Annotated in this window: 25 protein-coding genes; 7 read left to right on the forward strand and 18 right to left on the reverse strand. The window is 60.1% G+C overall.

Annotation, left to right across the window (positions count from 1 at the left end):
- Window positions 1-68: 68 nt before the first annotated feature.
- The 12 genes from QWZ03_RS14960 to QWZ03_RS15015 all read right to left on the reverse strand — a co-directional run bounded on the left by QWZ03_RS14960 (window position 69) and on the right by QWZ03_RS15015 (window position 12569).
- Entirely contained in the window at window positions 69-1817 is a 1749-nt protein-coding gene (locus QWZ03_RS14960) for a hypothetical protein (RefSeq protein ID WP_290333455.1), read from the reverse strand.
- Between the two features lie 155 nt (window positions 1818-1972).
- Window positions 1973-2119: a hypothetical protein gene (locus tag QWZ03_RS14965; protein ID WP_290333456.1), complete on the reverse strand. Its 147-nt coding sequence runs from the start codon at window positions 2117-2119 to the stop codon at window positions 1973-1975.
- Complete coding sequence (locus tag QWZ03_RS14970; protein ID WP_290333458.1) at window positions 2119-4509, reverse strand: secretin GspD/PilQ domain-containing protein; 2391 nt, start codon at window positions 4507-4509, stop codon at window positions 2119-2121. The genes QWZ03_RS14965 and QWZ03_RS14970 overlap by 1 nt, the downstream gene beginning before the upstream one ends.
- A gap of 425 nt (window positions 4510-4934) precedes the next feature.
- A complete protein-coding gene (locus tag QWZ03_RS14975) occupies window positions 4935-5519 on the reverse strand; it encodes a GspMb/PilO family protein (RefSeq protein WP_290333459.1) in 585 nt (194 codons plus the stop codon).
- Window positions 5509-6405 carry a PilN family protein gene (locus tag QWZ03_RS14980; RefSeq protein ID WP_290333460.1) on the reverse strand — a complete coding sequence of 299 codons (897 nt, stop codon included), beginning with the start codon at window positions 6403-6405 and terminating at the stop codon, window positions 5509-5511. Before QWZ03_RS14980 ends, QWZ03_RS14975 begins: the two co-directional genes overlap by 11 nt.
- Window positions 6406-6526: 121 nt before the next feature.
- On the reverse strand, window positions 6527-7549 hold the full coding sequence (locus QWZ03_RS14985) for a type II secretion system minor pseudopilin (RefSeq protein ID WP_284195092.1): 1023 nt from the start codon (window positions 7547-7549) through the stop codon (window positions 6527-6529).
- Window positions 7549-8211 (reverse strand): PulJ/GspJ family protein, encoded by a 663-nt coding sequence (locus tag QWZ03_RS14990; RefSeq protein ID WP_290333461.1) that lies wholly within the window; start codon window positions 8209-8211, stop codon window positions 7549-7551. The genes QWZ03_RS14985 and QWZ03_RS14990 overlap by 1 nt, the downstream gene beginning before the upstream one ends.
- Window positions 8204-8644, reverse strand: coding sequence for a PulJ/GspJ family protein (locus QWZ03_RS14995; RefSeq protein WP_290333462.1), 441 nt, complete (start codon window positions 8642-8644; stop codon window positions 8204-8206). The genes QWZ03_RS14990 and QWZ03_RS14995 overlap by 8 nt, the downstream gene beginning before the upstream one ends.
- Window positions 8641-9132 (reverse strand): prepilin-type N-terminal cleavage/methylation domain-containing protein, encoded by a 492-nt coding sequence (locus QWZ03_RS15000; RefSeq protein WP_290333463.1) that lies wholly within the window; start codon window positions 9130-9132, stop codon window positions 8641-8643. The genes QWZ03_RS14995 and QWZ03_RS15000 overlap by 4 nt, the downstream gene beginning before the upstream one ends.
- 12 nt (window positions 9133-9144) lie before the next feature.
- A complete protein-coding gene (gene gspG, locus QWZ03_RS15005) occupies window positions 9145-9561 on the reverse strand; it encodes a type II secretion system major pseudopilin GspG (RefSeq protein WP_290333464.1) in 417 nt (138 codons plus the stop codon).
- A 78-nt stretch (window positions 9562-9639) separates the two neighbouring features.
- Complete coding sequence (locus QWZ03_RS15010) at window positions 9640-10857, reverse strand: type II secretion system F family protein (protein WP_290333466.1); 1218 nt, start codon at window positions 10855-10857, stop codon at window positions 9640-9642.
- Window positions 10857-12569 (reverse strand): GspE/PulE family protein, encoded by a 1713-nt coding sequence (locus tag QWZ03_RS15015; protein ID WP_290333467.1) that lies wholly within the window; start codon window positions 12567-12569, stop codon window positions 10857-10859. Before QWZ03_RS15015 ends, QWZ03_RS15010 begins: the two co-directional genes overlap by 1 nt.
- Before the next feature lie 85 nt (window positions 12570-12654).
- On the opposite strand from QWZ03_RS15015, the gene QWZ03_RS15020 reads away from it, so the two are divergent.
- The 3 genes from QWZ03_RS15020 to QWZ03_RS15030 all read left to right on the forward strand — a co-directional run bounded on the left by QWZ03_RS15020 (window position 12655) and on the right by QWZ03_RS15030 (window position 17064).
- Window positions 12655-13161, forward strand: a complete 507-nt coding sequence (locus QWZ03_RS15020; protein WP_290333468.1) for a thiosulfate oxidation carrier protein SoxY — start codon at window positions 12655-12657, stop codon at window positions 13159-13161.
- Window positions 13158-13505 carry a thiosulfate oxidation carrier complex protein SoxZ gene (locus QWZ03_RS15025; protein WP_290333469.1) on the forward strand — a complete coding sequence of 116 codons (348 nt, stop codon included), beginning with the start codon at window positions 13158-13160 and terminating at the stop codon, window positions 13503-13505. The genes QWZ03_RS15020 and QWZ03_RS15025 overlap by 4 nt, the downstream gene beginning before the upstream one ends.
- 265 nt (window positions 13506-13770) lie before the next feature.
- Window positions 13771-17064, forward strand: coding sequence for a beta strand repeat-containing protein (locus tag QWZ03_RS15030; RefSeq protein WP_290333470.1), 3294 nt, complete (start codon window positions 13771-13773; stop codon window positions 17062-17064).
- 151 nt (window positions 17065-17215) lie between these two features.
- Here the strand turns inward: QWZ03_RS15030 and QWZ03_RS15035 are convergent, their stop codons facing one another.
- The 4 genes from QWZ03_RS15035 to glnA form a co-directional block, all read right to left on the reverse strand.
- Window positions 17216-17743: a TIGR00645 family protein gene (locus QWZ03_RS15035; RefSeq protein ID WP_284195102.1), complete on the reverse strand. Its 528-nt coding sequence runs from the start codon at window positions 17741-17743 to the stop codon at window positions 17216-17218.
- Window positions 17744-17904: 161 nt separating this feature from the next.
- Window positions 17905-18258 carry a YkgJ family cysteine cluster protein gene (locus QWZ03_RS15040; protein WP_290333471.1) on the reverse strand — a complete coding sequence of 118 codons (354 nt, stop codon included), beginning with the start codon at window positions 18256-18258 and terminating at the stop codon, window positions 17905-17907.
- Window positions 18259-18301: 43 nt separating this feature from the next.
- On the reverse strand, window positions 18302-18589 hold the full coding sequence (locus QWZ03_RS15045) for a MafI2 family immunity protein (RefSeq protein WP_290333472.1): 288 nt from the start codon (window positions 18587-18589) through the stop codon (window positions 18302-18304).
- A gap of 235 nt (window positions 18590-18824) precedes the next feature.
- Window positions 18825-20234, reverse strand: a complete 1410-nt coding sequence (gene glnA, locus QWZ03_RS15050; protein WP_308447572.1) for a glutamate--ammonia ligase — start codon at window positions 20232-20234, stop codon at window positions 18825-18827.
- Between the two features lie 590 nt (window positions 20235-20824).
- Between glnA and QWZ03_RS15055 the strand changes: the two genes are divergently transcribed.
- Window positions 20825-21277 carry a rhodanese-like domain-containing protein gene (locus QWZ03_RS15055; RefSeq protein ID WP_290333474.1) on the forward strand — a complete coding sequence of 151 codons (453 nt, stop codon included), beginning with the start codon at window positions 20825-20827 and terminating at the stop codon, window positions 21275-21277.
- A gap of 144 nt (window positions 21278-21421) precedes the next feature.
- On the forward strand, window positions 21422-22234 hold the full coding sequence (aroE, locus tag QWZ03_RS15060) for a shikimate dehydrogenase (protein WP_308447573.1): 813 nt from the start codon (window positions 21422-21424) through the stop codon (window positions 22232-22234).
- Between the two features lie 64 nt (window positions 22235-22298).
- On the opposite strand, the gene QWZ03_RS15065 is transcribed toward aroE, so the two are convergent.
- Window positions 22299-23240 (reverse strand): carbohydrate kinase family protein, encoded by a 942-nt coding sequence (locus tag QWZ03_RS15065; RefSeq protein ID WP_284195109.1) that lies wholly within the window; start codon window positions 23238-23240, stop codon window positions 22299-22301.
- Between the two features lie 150 nt (window positions 23241-23390).
- A complete protein-coding gene (locus QWZ03_RS21025; RefSeq protein ID WP_373322442.1) occupies window positions 23391-23729 on the reverse strand; it encodes a Dyp-type peroxidase in 339 nt (112 codons plus the stop codon).
- 31 nt (window positions 23730-23760) lie between these two features.
- On the opposite strand from QWZ03_RS21025, the gene QWZ03_RS15070 reads away from it, so the two are divergent.
- Together QWZ03_RS15070 and QWZ03_RS15075 are read left to right on the forward strand one after the other, a co-directional pair.
- A complete protein-coding gene (locus QWZ03_RS15070; RefSeq protein ID WP_284195110.1) occupies window positions 23761-24180 on the forward strand; it encodes an acyl-CoA thioesterase in 420 nt (139 codons plus the stop codon).
- Window positions 24177-24677: a GNAT family N-acetyltransferase gene (locus tag QWZ03_RS15075; RefSeq protein WP_284195111.1), complete on the forward strand. Its 501-nt coding sequence runs from the start codon at window positions 24177-24179 to the stop codon at window positions 24675-24677. The genes QWZ03_RS15070 and QWZ03_RS15075 overlap by 4 nt, the downstream gene beginning before the upstream one ends.
- Window positions 24678-24717 lie beyond the last annotated feature (40 nt).

Genomic DNA, 24717 nt, shown 5'->3' on the forward strand with positions numbered 1-24717 from the left:
CATTCTGTTACGACAATAAAAAACGGGGGCCGAAGCCCCCGTTTTCAGATCTCAACTAACGTCAAATATTACTGACGGGTGTTGAAGTCGTGGGTGTGCAGCTGGGTCACAGTGCCATTCGGTGCGAAGGAGAATTGCACGACATCCATCGTCGGGAATTCGCCGGTCACGCGCACGTAGTGGAAGTCTTGGTTGCCAGCTTGAGCATCGAAGTTACAGGCCTCAACCACCTTGTTACCGGCCAGCACGGTCGACTGGTAAGCACCCAGCAGGTTCAGCAGGGTAGCAGTCTTCACGACGCTGTCCACTTCAGGCGTACCACCGTCGAACTCGTAACCCTTGCCCTTGTTACGGAAGCACTGGACGGTCACGCGGCCAGCAGTGGCCGAAGTGTTCTGGATACGAACGAAGGTTTGGTAGCCAGCAGCAATAGTGTCGGTCTTGTAGACCAGCGGCACAGCCAGGGTGGTACCGTTGTTGATCAGCGGAGCCAGGGTCTTGTCTTCAACATTGCGCTTGATGTAACGCGGGTTGAACCAGTTGACTTCGTACGAAGGCTTCCAGCCCAGATCCTTCACTTCTTCCACAGCGTCAGTACCGTTGGAACGGACACAAACATTGTAGGTAGAAGTAGCCTGGGTGGTGTTGGAAGCAACCGAACCCGAGTTGATGGCGATGGTGATGGTACCAGCGGTATCATTCACCGCAGCCAGGTAACGCAGGCCAGCAGCCGAAGCGGTTGGGGCCGAGTCACCAGCTTCGCACTCGAGCGGGTCAGCCGACAGCCAGATACCCGCGCCGGTAGCAACAGCACCCACGAAGGACTTCAGTTTGCCAGCCTCAGCACCACTCAAGGTCAGCTTGATGTCATCCGAACCGTTAAAGTCGTAAGCAGCGCCATCTTCCTTGTTCACGCCAGCCACCAGATTCAGCGTAACTTGGCCGATCACAGCAGTACGGTTCGCATCGGTGAACGATGCCGCGGTCTGGGTGAAGGACTTACGCTGATCACCAACCTGAATGTACAGCGGAGTGCTAGGAACGGCAAAGTTGTTAACACCGTTGGTGGTCGCATCGATCATGGCATTGCCAACAACCGTCGCAGTCAAGGCTTCCTTGGATTCCAACATAGGCACAGCAGTCGTAGTCTGAATACCATTCGCGGAAGCGGTGGTAGCACGGAACTCCTGACCCAACGAAACCTTGGTACCGGGAGTTGCGAAGCCGGCAGTCTTCAACAGCTTAACCTTGATTGCACCAAACTTAAAGTCAGAACCCGCAACGCCATCCGTACCAGGGATGTTAGCAACGGCTTGCAGTGTCAATTGGATAGTGACGGTGTTATCACCGATCTCACCGCCCGACAACTTGACAGGGTTCGTGTACCGAGCGCCGTTGTAGACGAAGAAAGCTTGACCAGCCACTGGCGTGGAAAGTACAAGAGCGTCGGTAGCAACACCGAAGGCATTGTTAGTCGAGCTAACTGCCGAGTTGGTACCATTATTGGCGCCACCATTGGCCTCAGCAGCGTTAATGCGCACTGCTTCACCGAACACAGCACCCTTGTCCAGAGTGTACTTGACAGTAACCAGCTGAGCAGCAGCGACGGTAACCGGATCCAGATTCATGTTGACGTTGCTGAGCTGGATCAGGGTATCGTCGGAGCTGGTGCCGAACATGTGGGTAGCGACCTTGACGGTTGCGCCAGTGGTCGCAGTCAGGCTACCAGTCGAGCTGGTAACTGCGAAGGCAGAGGCAGCAACGCCAGCGAAGGCGAGAGCTACAGCAGCCTTAATCATTTGATTCTTTGTTTTCACAGTGATCTTCCTTCCAGATTGATCGGCGTGGGACTAATAACTAGGTAATGTCTTTCGAAAGACAGGCGCAGTATAGCAAAGGGGAGAAGGGTGTCAACGCCATAACTCCCAGCAGCGGCGCGGCTTTCGGGGCTTCTGTCTGGCAATATGACACATCAGCCAAAAAACCCGAAAAGCAGCAGCATAATCATGGGCTTACATAGCTTTCCAAAGAAAACCCCCGCCACATTGCCGATAACCAATCCGCCACCCTTACCATCAATGGCTGCAACATTTACACCACAGCCAATCTTAATATTCACTACTTGCCCTGCCCCTTGGCAGCCCGCAGTATTTCATCCAGCAAGGCCTTATCGGTCACTACCGTTTCTCTTGGCGCCCCAGCTTTAGGTGCGGCGGCAGGTGCGGCCGCCTTGGGCGCTACTGGTACAGGAGCAGCAGGAGCGGCTACAGGACGAGCCGCATCATTGACACCGGCTGCCTCTTGCATCGGCACAGGCGTTTCTGCTCTGGGCGTTTCAACAGCAGTCGTCTCATCTGCCTTGCTGCCATCACTCAAGCTGGTCGCTGGTACTGGCTCGGCGGGCTCAGCCACAACCGGGGTGGGAGCCGCGGGGATCATGGCCTGGGGAGCTTCCATAGCAGGCGGGGTTGCGGGCCGTTTGGGCATGACAGACAAGCCATCGGATGTAGCGCGCCCCCAGCCATCCTTGGTTTGGGCCCTCAGCGCATCGCTGATCGCTTCGGTTTCGTAGTCGTCATTCAAGATATAGGGGGTGATCAGCACCAGCAACTCGGTACGGTCATCGTCCTTCTGGGTGCGGCCAAACAATTGGCCCACCAAGGGCAGATCTTTCAGGAAGGGGACACCCGCATTGTTGTCGGTGCCCCGCTGCTCAATCAGCCCCCCTATCAGCACGGTGGCGCCATCCCGTATCGATAGTTTGGTGTCCACTCGCTTGGTGCTGAAGGTCGGGCTGCTGCTCACACCGGTATCGGTCGCAGTCGGGCTGCTGACCTCCTGGCTGATTTCCAGCTCTACCCTGCCGCCAGCGTGAATCACGGGGCGTACCTTGAGCACGACGCCAGAGGTACGGTACTGCACCGTCTGCAAGGGGCCGCCATTATTGGTATTGGTATTTGAATCACTCTGCTGGCTGGTAATAATGGGCACTTCCTGGCCCACTTGGATAGTTGCTGATTCGCCGTTGCGCGCCATGATACGCGGGGTAAATAACAAGGTCGCCCGATTGGCACTGGCCAAGGCACTGAGATTCCCTTTCAGCCTCGCCAGATCCGTAACAAAGTTAGCTGTTACGCCCGAGGACTTTGCGGTGGCGTTGATTAGGGCGGTTCCGGAAATGCCTGCCGCAGCACCTGCTGCAGGGCGCGACCACTCCCACTCCACTCCCAGGCTGAACTTATCCGCCAGCTTCACTTCTGCCACAGTCACCTCGATCAGTGCCGTTTTCACGGGCCTGTCCAGGTCTTTAAGCAGATTCAACCACTGCGTGTATTCTTCAGCGCTGCCCTGCAGTATCAAGCTGTTGGTAGGTGCGCTCACCACCACGCGCGCACCGGCAGTCTTGCCACCGGCCGCAGCTGCACCGCCGGCGATGATGGACTGTAGAGTCTGCGCAATCGCCTGTGCATCGGCATGCTTGACGTTGTAAATAAAGTAGCCCGCGCCGCTGCGACTATTCTGAGATGAATCCAGATAGGCAGCCCATTTGGCGACATGCTCCAAGGTCTTGGCATCGCTACCAAATACCAGCAGCGACCCAATGCCATTGATGGGCAGGATGGAAATCGGTGTTGAGGTCGACACCCCGATACCCACGCCGTAGCCCTCGTTCTGCAGCACCTCGGACAAGCGCTTGGCAAAATCGTCCACAGCCCAGAACTCGGGCGATATCTTGATGCTGTTGCGCCCCTTCATGGTGGGCTGATCCAGGATACGTATCACCTCCAGCGCAGCGGACACATCCTCGGACTGGCCGCTCAGCATGATGGCATTGCGCGGTGCATCCTCGTTGATCTGCAGGCGGCTGCCATATAGCGTGCGCAGCCAGGACATGATCTCGCCGCCTCGCACCGTGGACATTTCCACCCAATAAAACACGGGCCGCAGGGGCAGCGGCGTATCAGGCAATGCACGGCCACGGCGTATTTGCGGCAGATAGGCATTCTGGTTGCTATCGGGTGCGATTCGCAGGAAGCCACCACCCATGTCGTTCACGGCCACGCCATAGCCCTTGAGCACCAGGCGCGCCGTGTCTGCGACTTCCGATGGGGTCTGCGGCTTGGAGGTGCGCAAGGTCACCAGATCCTGGCGCGATGCAATTTGGGGGTCCATGCTGAAATTGGATTTCAGGATGGACCCATACACCGCCTGAACAAACGTAGGCAGCGGCATCTGATCGAAGGTCAGGCTGATGTCGGCCTTCTCGTCCACCTTGGGCTTGGCCGGACCACCTTTTTGATTGCTTGTCGGGCTATCAGGCAAGGCCTTGGGGGTATCGCGTGCGATCGTCGGCTTTTTAGCCGCAGCGGCCAGTGATGCAGCGCTGGCCTCGCTGCCGTCTCGCACAATGACTGCCGAAGCAGGCACCATGGGGGGAGGCGTAGCACAACCTGCAAGCAAGGTAGCAATGACCGCGTAAGACAGGCTCGGTTTCAATACAGCACTCATTCTCTAAAAATCCTCAAAGCGCGGGCATGACGCCCAACCTGGACGCCAATCCGATCCGACTCGATCGCAATGATTTGGTGCCCACCGGGCAACACATCCCCAACACGAAGCGTTTCCACCTGCCTGCCATCTATGCGTAGGTACAGCACCCACTCACCCGACACATTCGACACCCCCACGATCCGCCAGTTTGGGGGCGTCAGTGGCGCAGCCTCCACAGCAGCCTCTCCCTCACCAAGCAGACGGCTATCCTTCAGGCTCTTGGCCTGTGCCTCCACATCAGGTAGCGCGGGGATAGCCGGGAGTGGAGGCGGCGCCTGCGTGTGCAAGGCAGGCGGAGGCGGTAACTTGACAGGCTGCTTCCAAACCCAGGCAGTCCAGCCGACGAGTAGCGCGATCGTCAACAACGCGATGCGATACTTCATTTAGGTATTCTTCCCATTTTCTTGAACGGCAGGTGCTTTGCGCACCAAGGTATTCACTACCAGCGTGACCTTGCTATTGCTGCGTTGAATGGTGAGCCCATCAATTACCAGCATGGGCTTACCCATGGAGAGGCGAGCCAGCGCCTGCTGCAGGGTGTCCACAGTGAACTTGAACTCCACCTTGGCGCCCACCCGCCAATAGCCTGGCACTTCGTTGTCCCGGCTCTGGTCCTCTGCCATGACGATGTTCAGCCCTGAGACCCCGGCAGCCAACATCTGCTTCTCAAGCCAGTCCTGCATATGTGCCTCTGCCAGGGCATAGGATGCGTCCTGCCAGGTACGCGCCTCGACCTCCAGATTGAGCGCATTCAAGGCACGCTCCTGGTTCACCCAGGGGGCAACCTCTGCGCCTGCAGACAGGCTCTTGACCTTGAGCATGGTTTTTTTGTAGTCGACCAGCGCGGCCCGCTCTTGGTCGAGCAGATCCAGCACCTGCGACAGTGCCAGTATGCCTATGATCAGCGCCAGGGCCATGCGATCGCGCCGGTTTTCACGTAAACGGCGGAGCAAGAGATCAAGATTCAAGCTCATCCTCCTTCACAACCGCACCTTTCACATCCAGCGACAATGTCAATCCTCTGGCATTGGCATCAGCCACACTGCGAATATTTTCGAACAAACCCAGGTTTTCTATGCGCTGCAACACGTCTTCCGTAGGGAATCGCGTCTCCTTGCTGGACAACACCATGCGCAACTTGCCTGCCTGATAATCCCAGTCGATCAAGGTGACACTATCGGTCGGCAAAGCCTTGCCCAGCGCATTCATCAGCGCAAGATTGGAGGGCTTGGACCACTCTCGGGCCACGCGTTCCATATCGGCATGCATTACCCGCATCGCCTCCAGGTCAACGCTTTTGCTACCGGACTTCTGGCTCTGGGCGATGCGCTGCTTCAATATCTTGGTCTGCGCTTCAATGCCAGAGATGCGCGCCTGGTACCAAACGGCTGCACCAAGCAGCAAGAGGGCGGAGCCTGCGTAAGCAACGGTTTCCAGCAGATCGTAGGTACCCAGCAAAGGATCAATCGCCGAGGGCTCGCCCCAGACTGCACTGTCCAGCGTTGTCTTGATCAGCGCAGGCAGCGCGGCAACGGGTGCTGCGCCGTTGTCGCGCAGGAACAGATTCCAGGCCGACAAGGCCGGCGACTCCGGCCACCAGCGAGAGGACAGCAGGGCGCCGTTCACCCAAAACTGCCCCTCCACCCCTTCCTGGCGCTGTAGCAGGACGGCGCCATCGGCAGGCACCGCCCCGAACAAGGACTCCGGATAGACGATGGCATTGCGCAGTAAGGGCCGCTCTGCACAAAGCCCATCCATCCAAGCCGCGTCCCAGTACCAGACCAAGGCGCGATCCCCTTGCCAGACTATGGCAAAACCCGCCTGGGCATAAGGATTGAACTGATCCAGCCGCAACTTCAAAGCTGCAGAACGGCGACGGCGGGGGATATCTTTCAGGTCAAAACAGTGGAAACGACAGGCTGCACGAGAAACCACCGCAGCAGGCTTGGCCCATCTAAAACCCGCTCGGACGACCTCACAACCCGCTCTCTGACAGCGGATTAACGGGGACGAGCGCCGCTGCAGCGGGCCTCGGCGGAAGCGGAGGAAACTTGGTTTCATTTATCAACACATGTCCAGGTGGAAGCGGCAAGCGCATGTAGTTTCGCAACTGCCACGGCATCAACCGCCCGTTCGGCGTCAACCTTACATTGTACCTTACAATCCAGGATGCACCGGGCACATGCAGATTGACGGCGACTTCATCGGCGGGAAGGTAGATCAGTTTGAACAGCAGCTGTTCCTCTGGGACACCGGTGATTGCGGAAAAATCCGCGCCGTGGGCAATCGGCTGCATTTCGCGCCGGGTAATCACCGCCTTCGCCGCCTCCTCGGTCACACCCGGCAAGGTGGCCAGCACTTCCCAAGGTGCCGTATTGGGATTGAGCGCTACCTGGTCGCTGGTGGACAAAAGCTCAATAAAGCGTCCATCCTCCCACAGCGCCGTATAGGCAGACCAGCCCAGCACACTCTTGAGCTCATAAGGATTGCGCAGCTCCCGGTTAGGCGGCCCAGGCAGGCCAGCCGCCTTGTATTCCGGCAGCTCTGCCCCATTCAGATGCCGGTATTCGTCCGCATCCTTATAGTCAGCCAGCCTATCCAGCAGAATATTCCTGTCGCGTGAGGGCACCCCGAATACACCCAACAAACGCGAAAACTGCTCTCGCTCCAACCGATTGAGGCGCAGCAAGCCACGCTCATCCTGCAAGGCAATCTGTACCCCACTACCCTGGTAATAGCGGGAGTCCATGGCCATCAGATCCGCGCCCTCACCCAGACCATGCCCTGTGATGCGCGCCACACCCAGCCGGAACATGATGTCCGCCTCGGCATCCATCAGCACAATGCGTTCGCGATTGTTCTGCTCGGCCGCCTCCAACAACAGCCTGGCCTCATCGACACTGCGGGCAAAGTAAGCAGCGGCGATCATAAAAGCCGCCATCATCCACAGGGTCAGCACCAGAATGTAGCCGCGCTGGCGACGCTGCCGGTATCGCATTAGATACCTCCAAAGGGTAGCGTAGGCTTTTGCTCATCCTGCAAATCGCCTCGGGGCACGGCAACCCAGCTGATGGCATCCTCGCCAACCGACTGTATGGTGATGGCGCTTGGCAGCTGCGCCGGCTTCAATGCACTCACAGGCGGCCAACTGTCATATTCCGAACCATCCACATCCTGATAGCGAAATGTCGCCTTCAACGCAGGCCAGCGATACACCTCGAAATCCGCTTGGGTCTCCTCCGCCCTGTACACCAGCGTCATCTCCCCGCCATCGGGCCGCAAGACCAGTGAGAAGGCCTGGGGCGCACCATAGCGTGGCGACAATGGCATGGTGGTCAGGCCAGACAAGCGCATGGCACCGCCAGTAAACTTGTCTTTGCCGTCGTTGTAATCCGGCACCAGGCCGCCAACCAATTGGCGATACCACTCTGCCCGCACGCCACCCCGCCCCATCTCTGCCAACTGGGCATCGAAACCCTGCTGTGCTCGGTTGATCATGGCCATGGATTGAAACAGCAAGCCGGTCACCAGCGAGGTGATCACCATCACCACCAGTATCTCGACCAGGGTAAAGCCTCGCTGGCGCAGCGAGCCAACCACGATGGGCGGATGCGGAGAGGCTGGGCGTACCGGTGCCAGCGCAAGGTGAAGATCAGCCATTGCCTCCGAATGCCTCCGTGTAGTCCTTGGTCCGCTTGTAACCCACCTGGTTGACCGTAAAGGTGAACCAGGGCTGCCTGGCATCCCGATACACCGTGACGTCCACCTTGTGCACGGAAATCGCGAACGAACTGGAGCCTCGCGGATAGGAACTGCCGTCCAGCGGCCCGGCAATCGGCTTGGATTCCCACTCCAGCCTGAACGCCCTCAAGGGAGCCTTGCCAAAGGGGCGAATTGCCGGATTGATGGAGCGGGTGAACTCGATAGCATCCGCCATGGCGACCTGCTTGCGATACTGTTCCTTGAGGCGAAACTGGGCATCAAAGCTACTGTTGATCCAGGCGATGGCCAGCATCCCCACAGTAGAGACAATCACCAGCGCGACGATGGCCTCCAGCAGGGAGAAGCCCTGCTGCCTGACCAGGCGACTCATTCCACCACCTCGGCGCGGCAATCGGGCGCCTTCAGTCGTATCTGCGAAACCGTACCGTCTGGTGCCGTCAGTTGCAGGCTACCGCCACCACAAAGACCATTGAACTCCATGATCACCGGGGTAAGGATCGTCAGCTGCCAATCCGGCGGCAAAGCCAGCACTGGTGCGCCATCCTTGTAGAGCATGTCAGCCGATTCCGGCGTTGCCAGCTTGATGCCTGCACCGGCCCGATAAACACGCTCAGACAGCGAGTCCAGGCTATGCAGCACCCTGGCCCGATCAAAGCGAAAAGCCAACCCTTCGGAATAGCGCTTGATATTGGGGAACACCATGCCGCTGAGCAAGCCCACCACGCACAGCACCACCAGCAGCTCCACCAGGGTAAAGCCCAGCCCAGCCCGCAGAATAGGCCGCGCCTGCACCCGGCCAACATCACCAGCAGAAATCCGGCTCAGGCAATGGCCCACTCGCGCCACCCGCTTATGCACGCCGCCGATCAATTACGGCAACATGCCGATGTCGGCGTCGCCACCTTCGCCGCCAGGCACACCATCGGCACCGAACGAGTACAAGGCGTAAGGCCGACCGGACGAGCCCGGCAACGAATACTGATAAGCATTGCCCCATGGGTCCAGCGGCACAGTCACTTCATCCAGATAAGGGCCGCGCCATTTGTTGCGCAGCTTCTCGTCAGTAGGCGCCGTCACCAGCAGCTCAATGCCCTCGCTGGCATTGGGGAAGCGATTGATATCGAGCCGCATGGTCTCCAGCGAGCCCTTGAGCATCTTGACCTGGGCTTCGGCGGTCGTGACCTTGGAGGTATCGACGTGTCCCAGCACCCTGGGGCCGATCAATCCTGCCAGCAAACCGATGATGACCAGCACCACCAACAGTTCCACCAGGGTGAAACCCTGCATTTTTTTCCTGTGCTTCATTTACTCACCCGATTCAAATGCGGCTCACCTGCCCAGCAAACAGGGATGCCGCCATAAAGACTATCTTGCAAAATTAGACATGCTGGTGATCGCAAGCATGATGGCCACCATGATGAAGCCGATAACCGCACCAATGACCAGGATGGTGATGGGCTCCAGCAGGATGACAAAACGTTTCATGCGGGCCCGGCTACTGGTTTCGTACAGTCCCGCCAAGGTGCGCAGCATGGCCGGCAGCTCGCCCGACAACTCCCCCACCCTGATCAGGTTCAAACCCATGGGATTGACTGCCTGGTGGCTGGCCAGCGCATCGGCCAGCTTCTTGCCCGCCCGTAGATCCCGAACCGCCAGCTCCAGCTTGTGCCGCAAGGAACTCAGCGCCACGCCGCTCTCGGCAAGTTCCATGGCACGGACTATGGGCACACGATTTTCCAGCAGCACCCCCAGCATGGATGACCAGCGGCCGATCTCGCCATCAACCAGCCAGCCGCCCATCAAGGGCAGGCCCGCCGCAAACTCGAATAACTTACGCCGGCGCTCGGGGCTGGACAACGCCACCCAGCCGGCAAAGAACACGACGGCCGCCAACAGACCCACCCAGCTCAGATTGGTTTTGACGAACAGGCCCGCCTTCAGCACCCATAGCGATATCTCGGGGATGTCAGCCTTGGTGTTGCGCAGCATGCCGGCAAACTTGGGCACCACAATGATGAAGATCAGCAAGGTCGCGGCAATACCGGAGAACACCAGCACCGCAGGATAGATCAAGGCATTGCGTATCTCCTGCCGCAAGCCTTCCTCATACTCCATCTGGTTGGCAGCCGCCGTGAGGCTGGCCGCCAAACGCCCGGTCAACTCGCCTGCCGCCACCAACTGATAAAGATAGCCGGGCAGTTCCAGCTTGACGCTGGCCATGGCAACCGACAAGGCATCGCCCGCCCGCAAGCGGGTATGCATGGCCTTGAAGATATCGCCAAAGAAATCTTCGGCATGGGCATCCGCCATGGACTGGACTGCCTCAGCCAGCGGCACCCCGGCGCCCAGCAAGGTCGCCAGTTCGCGCACCACCACCGCCTTATCGCGGGTACTGGGCGATCGGGAGAAACGGACCTGGCGCTTACCTGAGGCCACGACACCGGTAGACGACAGTGCCTTGATCTCTACAGGCTGCATGCCCTGCGACACCAACAGGCGATAGGCGTCGCTCTCCAGGGCCGCATCCAGCTCGCCCTTGATAACCTTGCCCTCCTTGTTGATGGCCTCGTACTTGAAGCGCATCAAACCTCTCCCTCGCCGGAGAGACCTGTCACCCGCATCACCTCATCCACGCTGGTCTGGCCACGCCATGCCTTGACCAAGCCGTCCTCGCGCAGATTGCGGTAGCCATCTTCGCGTGCCATGGCGACCAGCTCATGGGCCGGCAGGCGCTGCATGATGGCGCTCTGGATACGCGTCGAAACCTCAACAAACTCGTATATGCCTACCCGGCCACGGTAGCCAGTATGGCCACAATGGCTACAACCCTGAGCTTCGCGGAAATTGGGCGCGGTCTGGAACAGGGTCGGGAACTGCTGCTTCAGGCTGGCCAGCAGATCAGCCAGGGCGGCAGGTGGCGCGGCAGGCGTGGAACACTTCTCACACAACCGCCGAACCAGTCGCTGGGCCTCTACCGCACGGACCGACGAGGCGACCAGGAAGGGCTCCACCCCCATATCGGTCAAGCGGGTAAACGTCGAGATCGCATCATTGGTGTGCAGGGTGGAGAACACCATATGGCCGGTCAGCGCCGACTGCACGGCAATCTGCGCCGTTTCCAGGTCGCGGATTTCACCAATCATGATGATGTCGGGGTCATGCCGCAAAATGGCGCGCAACGCCTGGCCAAAGGTATAGCCTATCTCGGCGTGGGTCTGTATCTGGGTAATGCCCGGCATATTGTATTCAACCGGGTCTTCCACCGTAATGATCTTGCTATGGCGATCATTGGCCACTGCCAGTGCTGCATACAGGCTGGTTGACTTACCCGAGCCCGTGGGGCCGGTCACCAGCACAATGCCATGCGGCTCCTTGGCCCAGCGCTCAAAGGCTTGTAGATGGTCGGCCTCCATACCCAGCTTGGCCAGGTTGAAATCCTTGCGCTCCTTGGGCAGCAGACGCATCACGATGGACTCGCCATGTACCTGCGGTATCACCGATACCCGCACATCCATCTCGACACCGGCCGCGCGCACCGTGATACGGCCATCCTGCGGCAAACGGCGCTCACCGATATCCAGGCCGGAGATCAGCTTGATACGGGAGGCCACGGCATCAAAGCGCTCGCGTGGGAACTCAGCCCGCGTCTGCAATACCCCGTCAATACGGTAGCGCACCAGAAAGGCGTGCTCCTCGGGCTCGACGTGAATATCCGAAGCCCGTTCATCCGCAGCACCTGCCAGCAGATTATTGACCAGCTCAATGACCGGTGCCTCTTCTGCCAGCTCGCGCAGATGGGCGACATCGTCGGAATAGCCCGTATCGTCGGGCGAGGCATAAAGCTTACAGAGCCGCTCGACATCGCGGCTGCGGGCAAAATGCCAACTCAGCGCCCGCCCAGGCAGGGCAACGGCCACCAGCTCCTGCAAGTTGGTGTCGATAGGGTTGCGGCTGGCGCAGTGGAACACACCTTCCGCCCCCTCCCACAGCAAGACCCCGTTGTCGGCAAACCAAGGCACGCTCAGGCCGGTCTGCTCGATGGCATTGCGGTAATCAGCGGCACGCGCAGGCAAGGCCTCTTCACCCAGCAGCGGCAGGCAGAGCTGCTCGGCCAGCACCGGCAGCAGCATATCCTCGGAGATCGCCCCCAGACGCACCAGCGTGGAACCAATTCGGGTGCCCATGCGTCCCTGTAGGGAGAGTGCCCGCTCCAGATCGGCCGCAGTGACCAATTCACGTTCGAGCAGTAGCTGCCCCAGGGGCGCCAGTAGCGGGACACAATTAAGCTGATTCATCTAAAAGAGTTCACCCACATTTAAACTGTGATAATTTCCAAGAGGCATACGTAGACTACGAACGCCTCGAGTAATATCCCGCCCCATGGAAAAAAAAGTAACACGACGCAACCTTGTTCGCGGCCTTGTCGCCATGCCCATCGCCTGGGCTGCACTGGCACTGAAGCCCATCAAAGCCATGGCTGGAGAATGGCCACAGGCACTGTTCAACGCCCCTACCAGCCAGGCAGCGCTAGGTTTGCTGCAAGCCGGCACGGCCTTGCCCGGGCCTCGCATTTTGCTGGATGTGGCAGAAATCGTCGAGGACGGTGATCGGGTGGTTGTCAGGGTGATGTCCACCTTGCCTTCAACCGACCAGATCACCCTGCTGGCGGACACCGAATTAAAGCCGGTCCTGGCGCAATTCAATATCTCGCCAGACCTGGAGCCCGACATCACCACCCACATCAGGTTGTCTGGCACCGGCACACTGCGCGCCGTGGTGCGGGCTGGCGGCAAGATATACAGCGTCACCAAGGAAGTGAAGGTCGCTGAAATGCCCTGGACCAGCTCTACCCCCCGCAGCAAGCGCAAAAAGGCCGACCCATCATGAGCATCCGTATTGCGGCCAAGCTGCTGAAGGATATAACGGAAATCGAAGTACGCGCCACCGGCCCCAGCGAGGACGGCCAGCGTGCCGACCCCAAGACCGGCAAACTGATTCCCATCAACTACCTGCAGCAGTTGCTGATCAAGGTCGATGGCCGCTTATTGACCGAAGCACATTTGGGTGGCGGTCTGTCGGCCAATAATGCCTTCCTGTTCAAGGCCCGTAGCTTGCGCCCAGGCGCCACCATCACGGTTGAATGGACACGCTCGGAAGAAACCCGCGGCAAGGACGGTCGCCCCTCGACCGCGCAAAAGACCGGCAGCGAAACCCTCATCCTGGGCAAGTAAACGCAGCGGCGCCCCCGCTGCGCGCCAACCAGCGCAATTGAACCCGGACTGTGCCATATGGCATGTCCCGTGCACCGTCAGTCACTTAGAGCCGCTAACAAAACCCTTCTGGCGTTGTTGTGCGAGCTTGCCGTACCCACGTACTGTCATCGCTCCCACGCCTAGCCAGAACCGCTACGCTGGGTTTTGTTAGCCGCTCATACCGTTCGGAAGACTGGCTTGATCTAGGCTATAAACAATCTACGAACCTGTTCGAGGATTGTCCATGATGCACCGAGTTCAATTGCGCCCCGCATCCCTATTGAAGTCGGCTCTCAGGCTGGTCTTGCTTGCGCTTTTTCCTGCCCTTGCGTTCGCTGCGGCCACTGTCACCGGTGTCAGCGCCACCACAGGCCGCTATGGCCTCAGCCAGAATCTCAGTATCACCGTCACCTTCAACGAGGCTGTCAATGTCGTCGGCGCCCCCGAGCTGGCGCTGAATGCCACCGGCTCGCCCGTGGCCATCTGCGCCACCGCGAGCAATAGCGTCACCATGGCCTGCACCTACACGATTGCAGCAGGCCAGACCGCCGCCACGCTGGATTACACCGCCACCACGGCGCTGACCCTGCCACTCGGCTCCACCATTACCACCGTATCAGACAGCAATGCCGCGAGCCTGACCCTAGCCACACCGGGGGCCGCAGGCTCGCTGGCCACCAGCAATGTGGTGATCGATACCACGGCACCGACCTTGCCGGCCGCCAACATCGCGGTCAACAACAGCGTCCGGCCCAATACCATCACCCTGACTTTCAGCGAGGACATGACCAACAACGCCGCGCTGACCACGGCCAGCAATTACACCGTCAGCAATAACAGCAGCAGCGTCACCTACAGCATTGCCAGCGCTGCGCGCACCTCGGCCACCGTGGTGACACTCACCCTGGCAACCGCCAACCCCGCCAATACCGCCACCTATATCACCAACGCCGACATCACCGGCCATATCAAGGTTACCCTGGCCAGCGGCCTGACCGACCTGGCCGGCAATGCCCTGGCCGCAACCACGGTGACCGAGGCCGGCGCCACGGCCACCACGGACAGTACCGCCCCCACCCTGCCGGCAGCTGGCATACGCGCCATCAACAGCAGCCAGCCCCATTCTGTGGTCCTGACCTTCAGCGAGCCCTTGGCGGCTACGGCAGCCGTAACCGATACCAGCAAGTACACCCTGACCAATAACGCCAGCAGCATCACCTACACCCTGGCCAGTGCCAGCCAGGCCTCGGCTGGCGTGGTGACGCTGACCCTGGCCACAGCCGATCCCGCAAGTACAGCAAGCTATCTCACCAACAGCGATATCACCGGCCACCTGAAAGTCGCGCTGGCCAGCGGCTTTACCGACCTGGCCGGCAATACCCTGGCCGCCACCACCATCACCGAGGCCGCCGCCAGCCCTGCACCAAGTACCGACACGACTCCTCCTACCCTCAGCAGCACGCTCGCACTGGTGGATGCCACCCACGTCAGGCTCAGCTTCAACGAGAAGCTGACCAAGACGCAGGCCGAGACGGCCAGCAATTACACCCTGACCGGCACTGGCGCCATCTCTGCCATCACCGGCGCCCCCAGCGCCGCTGTACTGGCCAGCAACGGCCTGGACGTCACACTGACGGTGCCATCGCTGGCAGCCATGGCCACCGGCAATACCCTCACCGTGGCCGCCAATACCAATCTGCGCGACCTGGCCGGCAATACCATGCTGAGCTCGGCCAATGCTGTCTTCACCGCCACCAACTCGCCCAGCAGCCTGGTCTTCGACGCGGTCACCAACGCCTTGCTGAACAGCAAGGTGGAGTCCAATGCCGTCACCATCATTGGGCTCAGCCTGTCGGCCACCGTCAGCGTCATCAGTGGCTCGGACGCCACGCTGCAGTGCGCCATCGCCCCTGCCGCAACCGGTACCTTCCCGGCCTTCAGCACCTGCGCCCCAGGCACGCCGCTGTCGGTCAGCAATGGCGACCAGATCAAGGTGCAACTGACCAGTGCCACCACCGCCAATACGGCAGTCAGCGGCGGCATCCGCATAGGCGGCGTCGATGCCAATTTCAGCGTGACCACCGCCCCCCTGGCGCCGGTACCCAGCGGCATCACGGTCGCCAGCCTGCCCAATCTGGCGGTGGCCTTTGCCACCCCAGACCCAGCCATCACCCTCAGCGCCAACGGCGTCGCTATCATTCCCAGCTCAGTCACCGGCCAGATTGCCGTCAAACCCAGCGTACCGGCCAACAGCGGCTTGCTGGTCAAGAACGGCGGCACCGCGCAGTTCCTGTTCGGCGGCATCAGCGTCTCGGTCAAGCCGGTCAACAGCGATGTGCTGCTGGTCACCAAGTCCTTCACCATCGACACCATACCCAGCAACCCACTGTTCGAGATCGCGACTGGCGAGGCCACCGTCAGCTACTCAGGCATACCCGCCGCCGTCGCCAGCGTGCAGCTGGGCCTGGGCAGCACCGCCAAGCAACTGCTGCTGACCTCAACCAGCAACAGTGCCCTCAACGTCACCATACGCAAGAACCAGGATGGCACCGCCCTCCTGGCAGTCAGCAGCGGGCGCATGACAACACGTCTCGCCTCTGGCGCCTCCACCGTCGCCACTACCGATGCCGCCAGCACGGTGTACAAGAACGAAGTGGCTACCATGAATGTACTGGGCCAGTTCACCAACCTCCGCATCGGCTCCATCAGCGGCACCCAGACCGGCATCGTGGGCGATGCCATGGCGCTGTCGCTACCGGCCAATACCACCTCGCGCGGCAAGGTGCCCTACCTGGGGCAGCCATCGGAACGTGCCGACCCCAACAAGAACCTGATGGTGGCACTGTTCGACTTCATCGGCTCGCGCACCACCATGAGCCAGAACATACAGGGTGGCTTCGGCCAGCTCCCCCTGATACTGGACAATGCCCCGCTCCACGTCATGCCCTATGGCGATGTACTGGTTGATCCCAGCCGGCCGGATGGCATCACCCTGGCCGATGACGGGCACTTCGAGGTCAGTCGCAACGGCGTCTACGTCAAGGTAAGCCGCACCATCAGCAACCTCAGCCAGTTCTCCCAGGCCATACAGACAGCCTACAACGGCACCGTGGTGCTCACTGAGGACGCCTCGCTGGAAGTCAACAACGGTGGCCGCACCGTACTGATGAAACCCAATCTGGTCACCACGCCCAACGGCAGCACCTCAGTGGGGCTGGACCAATCCCCCGACGGCGTATTGATCTTCCGCACCCCTGGCGCCGACCAGCTACTGTTTCCGCACTTTTTCAACCTGTCGCAGCTGGCCGTCACCTTCAAGGATCTCGACCCGGCGATGACCCTGATCGACAACCTCAATGGCACCGTCACCGCCAAACTGGCCGGCATCAGCTACCTGCTGATTCCCTCCTACGAGGTACTCAGCCCCATAGGCGGCATCCCGCCCGAACACCGGAACGACCCCTGGTGGAATGGCCCAGATGGCCTGATCTACTTCAAGTACCCCACAGGGGGCGCACAGGGCTTCCGGATACAGTAAGCCAGCAGGTCAGGCAGGCTTGCATGGCAAAAAAACAGGGGGCGATGCCCCCTGTGTCTTGCTTAGCTTGCCGCATGGCCAACAAAACCTGCTGCTTGCTTCTCATCTGGGCGGCACCGCTTGGCGCCAACGCCCCTGCCGCTCCGAACGGTCAGTGCTTGCCCTGCATCAGCTTGTCGGTCCAGGCCATCACCAGCGCAGATAGCAGGAAGGTGCAGTGTATGATGACCTGCCACATCACCCCCTGCTCCGAGACCGTGCTGGTAGGCGCGCCCATATCCGAAGCACTGATAAAGGTCTTAAGCAAGTGTATCGACGAGATGCTGATCAGCGCCAGTGCCAGCTTGGTCTTAAGCACCCCGGCATTCACATGGGACAGCCACTCGGGCCGGTCTTCATGCGACACAAGGCCATCAATCTTGGATACAAAGGTCTCGTAGCCACCGATCACCACCATGATCAGCAGGTTGGCGATCATCACGACATCGATCAGTCCCAGCACGATCAGCATGATCTGGGTTTCGGTCATGGTGGGCGCATCTGCCACCAGATGGATCAGTTCACGCACGAACTTGTAGACATAAACGCCCTGCGCCACGATCAGGCCCAGATAAAGCGGCGCCTGCAGCCAGCGGCTGGCGAAGATGAAAGACTCCATGCGGGAGACTAGCGGTTTCATGGTCTTCCTTGTGATATCAACAACGGGATGCGTAAGTATCCATATGTAGCGGGGGATGGCAAGCCACCTGGCTCCCTGTAGCGCCTCCCCTGTGTATCCGGGTACCGTCTGGCCGCAACTCCCACACCAGTTCACGCAGGATCGGCCCCCCCTCCAAGCACTCAGACCAGCACGTGCCGGGTTTCCTTGAAGAACAGGAAAATCTCCTGCGCCACCGCCGGGTCTATCGGCGCTGCGGGCTTGCAGCCATTCGGGCAGGCCAGCCTGGGTGTGGTGCCAAACAAGCGGCAGACCAGGGGGCGCTCGTGATAGACAGTACAGCCGTTTTCACCCAGGTGCGGACAGCGAAGATCCGTCAACGCAGCCTCACGGGCCTGCCGGCTCTTGCGGGGAAGACGGGCCATCTCCTCGGTCGAGGCCAATACCGGGCCACAGCAATCATGGCAGCCGGGCTTGCAGGCAAACACAGGGATCTGCGACCGTAGGTGTCGGATCTTGTCAGCGTTGGGTGTCATCCGGTTTTCATTAGTAGCGTCACTTTCAAAAGGCAAGCTCAGGTTATTCGCGACGACGATATACAACCCACGCTGGCACTTTTGGGTATACCAACAACTCCCCGCTTACAAGCACATGTAAGTCGTAACCAATTCCTTTCTCCTGAAGCGCCTCGAACTCATCCACAACATCATAAATTTCTTCGCGGTCTTCCGCATCCTCGCGCTCCAATACAAAGGTAAGCTGCCACCGCCCATTTTCAGAACTCAACATGACCATCCTGAAGTTTGGCGAAACAGCTCCATACAAGGCTTTGACCAGACGTAATACCTGGATACTAAAATCATCCATTATCTAACGTCCTAAAGGGTGGCCCCGGCTTCTCATCCAAATCTAAACGCAAAAATCTCACAATGCACATCAGACGGCGTAGCCGGTTTTCCAAGTGCTGCGAAACACCACATAGAGAGCAAAGCGCCAGACAGGGCGAAACAATACCAACCCACCCCAGTAACAGAAAACCCGCATCGCCAAAGGCCATGCGGGTTTTCTGGACTACAGCAGGCCTGCGGGCAGGCCCGCCAGATTACAGCGAATAGTACATATCGAATTCCACCGGGTGGGTGGTCATGCGGAACTTGGTGACTTCTTCCATCTTCAGTTCGATGTAGGCATCGATCCAGTCATTGGAGAAGACGCCGCCACGGGTCAGGAACTCGCGGTCCTTGTCCAGCGCTTCCAGGGCTTGCTCAAGGCTGTGGCAGACCTTGGGAACCAGCTTGTCTTCTTCGGGCGGCAGGTCGTACAGGTTCTTGTCAGCCGGGTCGCCGGGGTGGATCTTGTTCTGCACGCCATCCAGGCCGGCCATCATCAGGGCGGTGAAGGCCAGGTAGGGGTTGGCGAGAGGATCGGGGAAGCGGGCTTCGATACGGCGTGCCTTGTCGCTAGCCACATAAGGAATACGGATGGAAGCCGAGCGGTTCTTGGCAGAGTAGGCCAGCATCACCGGTGCTTCGTAGCCGGGCACCAGGCGCTTGTAGGAGTTGGTGCCGGGGTTGGTGATGGCGTTCAGTGCCTTGGCGTGCTTGATGATACCGCCAATGTAGTACAGGGCGAATTCCGACAGGCCGGCGTAGCCGTTACCTGCAAACAGGTTCTTGCCGTCTTTCCAGATCGACTGGTGCACGTGCATGCCGCTGCCGTTGTCGCCAACGATGGGCTTGGGCATGAAGGTGGCGGTCTTGCCGTACTGGTGGGCCACGTTGTGGACCACATACTTCAGGCGCTGGGTCCAATCGGCGCGTTGCACCAGGGTGCTGAACTTGGTGCCGATTTCGTTCTGGCCAGCGGTAGCCACTTCATGGTGATGCACTTCAACCGGAATGCCCAGTTCTTCCAGCGCCAGGCACATGGCCGAGCGGATGTCCTGGAAGCTGTCGACCGGTGCCACGGGGAAGTAACCACCCTTGACGCCAGGACGGTGGCCGGTGTTACCGGCTTCATAGGCCTCGCTGGAGGACCAGGCAGCTTCTTCGGAGCGGATCTTGACGTGGGTGCCCGACATGTCGGTGCCCCAGGTAACGCTGTCGAAGATGAAGAATTCGGGTTCCGGGCCGAAGAAGGCGGTATCGCCCAGACCGGAAGCCTTCAGGTAGGCCTCGCCACGCTTGGCGATGGAACGCGGGTCGCGGTCATAGCCCTTGCCATCGGTCGGATCGATCACGTCACAGGTGATGAACAGAGTCGGTTCGTCGTAGAACGGGTCGATGGCGGCCGAGGACGGATCCGGAATCAGCAGCATGTCCGAAGCCTGGATGCCCTTCCAGCCGGCAATCGAGGAGCCATCAAAAGCATGGCCGCGCTCGAACCACTCTTCATCGACCACATGCGACGGCACGGAAACATGCTGTTCCTTACCCTTGGTGTCGGTAAAGCGCAGATCGACGAAACGGATATCGTTTTCTTGGATTTGCTTGAGTACGTCGGCGACCGCCATTTGCATAACTCCTGATGAGAAACTGGGAAACCGGCACGCAGGCCGGCAGGGAATCCGATTGTAGAGCCTTGTCGCTCGCCTTGCCTCATGGCGGCGCGCGTCCGGCGACTAATTAGCAGGAAGCATGCCACAGGCTGCAAACCCCTGCCATGCGCCATTCAGGGGCGTGTTGATACCACTTCACGCACCATATTAATGCAGCACAAACACAATCGCACTGAAATGGTGCGTCCGTACTGTGCGCCCTATCTGTACTGCTACCCAAGACGCCGCATGAACGCGGCCTCCGTGGCCGAACAACCCACCAAGACAGGTAGCTGGGCCCAGCACAGACCAGCCAACCGCCGCCAAGTTCGCATTGCCATCTCGGCGCGCCCCAGGGCGGGCTCGGCACTTTCCAGGCCGCTTCAATCGCCGCATGAACTCAGCAGAGAGTCTGTCGGTTCAAGCTGCGCTGACAACTATCGCCCTCCCCCCCGAAGCGCCCGCTCAGGTGTCACCGACCATCAATGACTTGAGTCCATAACAGGCGCTTAGCTGCCATAATTGAAATCTGAATCTTTCACACATAGCCGTCGGCGGAGAACACCATGAGCCTGACCAATGAAATCCTGCAACGTGCCCATAGCCGGGCAGAGGAAATGAAGCTGCCCTACTCCGGCGCGCTGACACCGGAAGAGGCCCATACGCTGCTGAGCACCCTGCCCACCTGCAAGCTGGTGGATGTACGCACCAGCGCCGAATGGCAGTTTGTAGGCACACCGCTGCATGCGGTAAAGATAGAGTGGAAGAGCTGGCCCGGCATGGCGGCCAATCCCAACTTCATGGAACAGTTGAAAAACCAGGTGGATACCGAGGATGCCCTGCTGTTCCTGTGCCGTACTGGTGGCCGCTCACACGAGGCCGCCGCCCTGGCCGCGGCCAATGGCTATAGCGAGTGCTACAACGTGCTGGAAGGCTTTGAGGGCGACCGTAACGATGCCGGCCAGCGTGGCCAAGTCAATGGCTGGAAAGCCCGCGGCCTGCCCTGGTCGCAGGGCTGACGCCCGCGTCTGATAGCACGCAGCACCGATAAGCACCTACCCGCGACCACGGGTACGAGCACCGACCCGATTTTTGCCCGCTCCGCCAGGCCAGCCTCGCGGCGGCGGGGATCGCCCATCTCATCCTCACGCCCGACTACTGACATGACCGACCGCTACGCCGTCATCGGCAACCCTGTTGCCCATAGCAAATCGCCCTTGATCCACGCCGCCTTTGCTCGCCAGACCGGCCAGAAGCTGGTGTACGAGCGGCTGGAGGCGCCGCTGGATGGTTTTGTCGATACGGCAGCACAATTTCTGGCTATGGGTGGCAGCGGCTGCAATGTCACCGTGCCGTTCAAGGAAGAGGCCTTCCGCTTTGCCAACCTGCTGAGCGACCGGGCCGAACTGGCTGGCGCGGTCAATACCCTATGGCTGGATGATGAGGGCGTAGTAGGCGACAACACCGACGGTGCCGGGCTGGTGGCCGACCTGTTGCTGCACACCACGCTGGCCGGCAAGCGCATTCTGCTGCTGGGGGCGGGCGGTGCGGCACGTGGGGTGATTGCGCCCCTGCTGGACGAGGAACCGGCCAGCCTGTGCATAGCCAACCGCAGCGCCGACAAGGCCGTGGCGCTGGCTGGGCATTTTGCCGAGCTGGGCGAGGTCGCTGGCATGGGGCTGGCGGGTTTGGATGGTCAGTCGTTCGACCTAGTCATCAATGCCACCTCCGCCAGCCTAGCCGGCGCCAGCCTACCCTTACCCGCCAGCCTGTGGCAAACCGGGCCCGTGGCTTACGACATGATGTATGGCACGCAGGAAACCCCTTTTCTGGCTCAGGCCCGGGCGGCAGGGGTGCAGCAACGACTGGACGGACTGGGCATGCTGGTGGCGCAGGCAGCCGAGGCGTTCTATCTGTGGCGTGGCCTCCGGCCAGACACAGCCCCGGTGCTGATAGAGCTGCGCGCCCAACTCTAAGAGCCCACCAAATAAAACGCCACCGGCTAAGGTGGCGTTTTATTTGGGCAGTGTCCGGCCAGGCCTACCAGTTCGGCAGCTCGCTGCCGAAGGCAGTACGGTAGTCTGCCGACAGGCTGCTGCGGCTGAACGTGTGGTTCTGCGCACCGCGCGAGGCGATCTTGATGGCGCCCAGCAGGGAGGCCAGGCGACCGGTGGTCTCCCAGTCCCAGCCCCGTTCGATACCAAACAGCAGGCCTGCGCGATAGGCATCGCCACAGCCGGTCGGATCCTGCAACGAAGCCGCAGGTGCCGCCGGGATGATGATTTCACGGCCATCGGCGTAGATGGTGGAGCCTTCGCCGCCACGGGTCACGATCAATGCCTTGACCATGCCGGCGAGCTCGGCGATGGATTTGCCGGTTTTTTCTTCCAGCATGGCGGCTTCGTAATCGTTCAGGGTGACGTAGTCGGCCGCCAGCGAGCAGGCCAACAACTCCTCGCCCGACAGCAGGGGCAGGCCCTGGCCCGGATCGAAGATGAAGGGAATGCCGGCAGCCTTGAGCTCACGCGCGTGGGCCAGCATGCCGTCGCGGCCATCGGGGCCGATGATGGCAAGGCGAATACCGTCCACGTGATCGAAGCGGTTGTTATGCGATTCGCTCATGGCGCCTGGATGGAAGGCGGTGATCTGGTTGTCGTCCAGGTCGGTGGTGATAAAGCACTGGGGCGTGAACTGGTCGGGTATCACCCGCACGCAATCCTGCCGCAGGCCCAGCGACTTGAGGCGGTCGGCATAGGGTGCAAAGTCCTGCCCCACGGTAGCCATGATGATGGGTTCGCCGCCCAGCAGGTGCAGGTTATAGGCGATATTGCCAGCACAGCCGCCAAACTCGCGGCGCATCTCGGGCACCAGGAAGGACACCGACAGCATGTGCACCTTGTCCGGCAGGATGTGGTGCTTGAAGCGGTCGGGGAAGACCATAATGGTGTCGTAAGCGACGGAGCCGCAGATCAACGTGGGCATGAATATATCTCGAGCGTGCAAAAAAAACGCGATTCTACGCCCACTGACCCGGTAACGCGCATGACGGTACGAAGAATGCTGCACCGTTGATCGCCTCGGTGCAGCGCAACCGTGGATCGCGAGTGCCGTCGCGACGCGTCAACATGCCGTTCAACCAGCGATTGCAGGCAAGGGTGCTAGGCCAGCAAGGGATGGATACCCACCCTCCACACTACCGTAGGGCATAGGCAGGCACACGGTTTGCGGCACGACATGGCGCTCCCCCATCACCAACCAGGCGATAGGGATGCTGTCGGGTTTGTTGACGTCGCCCATCTCCATATCGCCCTGCTTGCAGCAGCCGCTGACGCGCTGCTGAATTGGCGCCGGGGGATGTTGCCAATTCGCCATTCTGTGTACAAAACGCCGCACATGCAGATAACTGCAACCTGCATAAGGCCACCCCTTGCCGGTAGCACAGGGTTTATCAAACCTGCCATGCCGGATAATCTATGGGTTGCTACCCGACAGGCCGATAGACATGACCACACCCACCTTGCTCGCGACCGAAGTTTTCCCCATGCGTTGGGGCGACATGGATGCCCTGGGCCATCTGAACAACACACTGTACTTCCGGTTTTGCGAGGAAGCACGGGTGCGCTGGCTGGATCAACGGGGCTGGGGCGTCAGGCTGGATGCAGGCGATGGCCCCATCCTGGCGGCCACCAGTTGCCAGTTCAAGGTGCCGCTGGTCTACCCATGCAATATCCGGCTGGAGATCTACCTGAAAAAACTGGGCAACAGCAGCTTTACCCTGGGTCACCGCATCATGCGCGATGACGCGCCTGACCAGATCGCGGCGGAAGCCGAGGCAGTGATCGTCTGGTGCGACTACGCCGCCGGCACAGCCAAACCCTTGCCCGAGGCACTGCGCCAGCAACTGGAAGGAGCGGCGGTATGAAGCAGGTTTTCAGCGTACGCGACGCCCAGCCAGGCGATGCCCCGGCCCTGTACGAACTGGTGCGTGAGCTGGCCGCTTATGAAAAGCTCACCCATCAATGCACCGGCACACCAGAGCAGTTGCACCAGCACCTGTGGGGGCCGCGCCCTTATATAGAAGCCTTGATTGCCGAAGTGCAGCGCAACGGCAAGCAGCACCCGGTAGGGTTTGCCTTGTATTTCCACAACTATTCCACCTTCCTGGCCAAGCCTGGGCTGTACCTGGAAGACCTGTTCGTACTGCCCGAGTATCGCCGCAACGGCATAGGCGAAGCCTTGTTCCGCGAGGTAGCCCAGCGTGCCGTGGCACGTGATTGCGGCCGCTTTGAGTGGGCCGTGCTGGACTGGAACACCCCGGCACTGGATTTCTACCGGGCCCTGGGGGCCACGGTCATGCCGGAGTGGCGCATCTGCCGGGCCACCGGCAGTACCTTGCGCGCCATGGCGGAGCCCGGCTGAACAAGGCCGCCCACCCTCACTGGCGCTCGCTATCCTTTTG

Origin of the sequence: Chitinimonas viridis, from assembly GCF_030409555.1 — a bacterium.
Classification (GTDB): domain Bacteria; phylum Pseudomonadota; class Gammaproteobacteria; order Burkholderiales; family Chitinimonadaceae; genus Chitinimonas; species Chitinimonas viridis.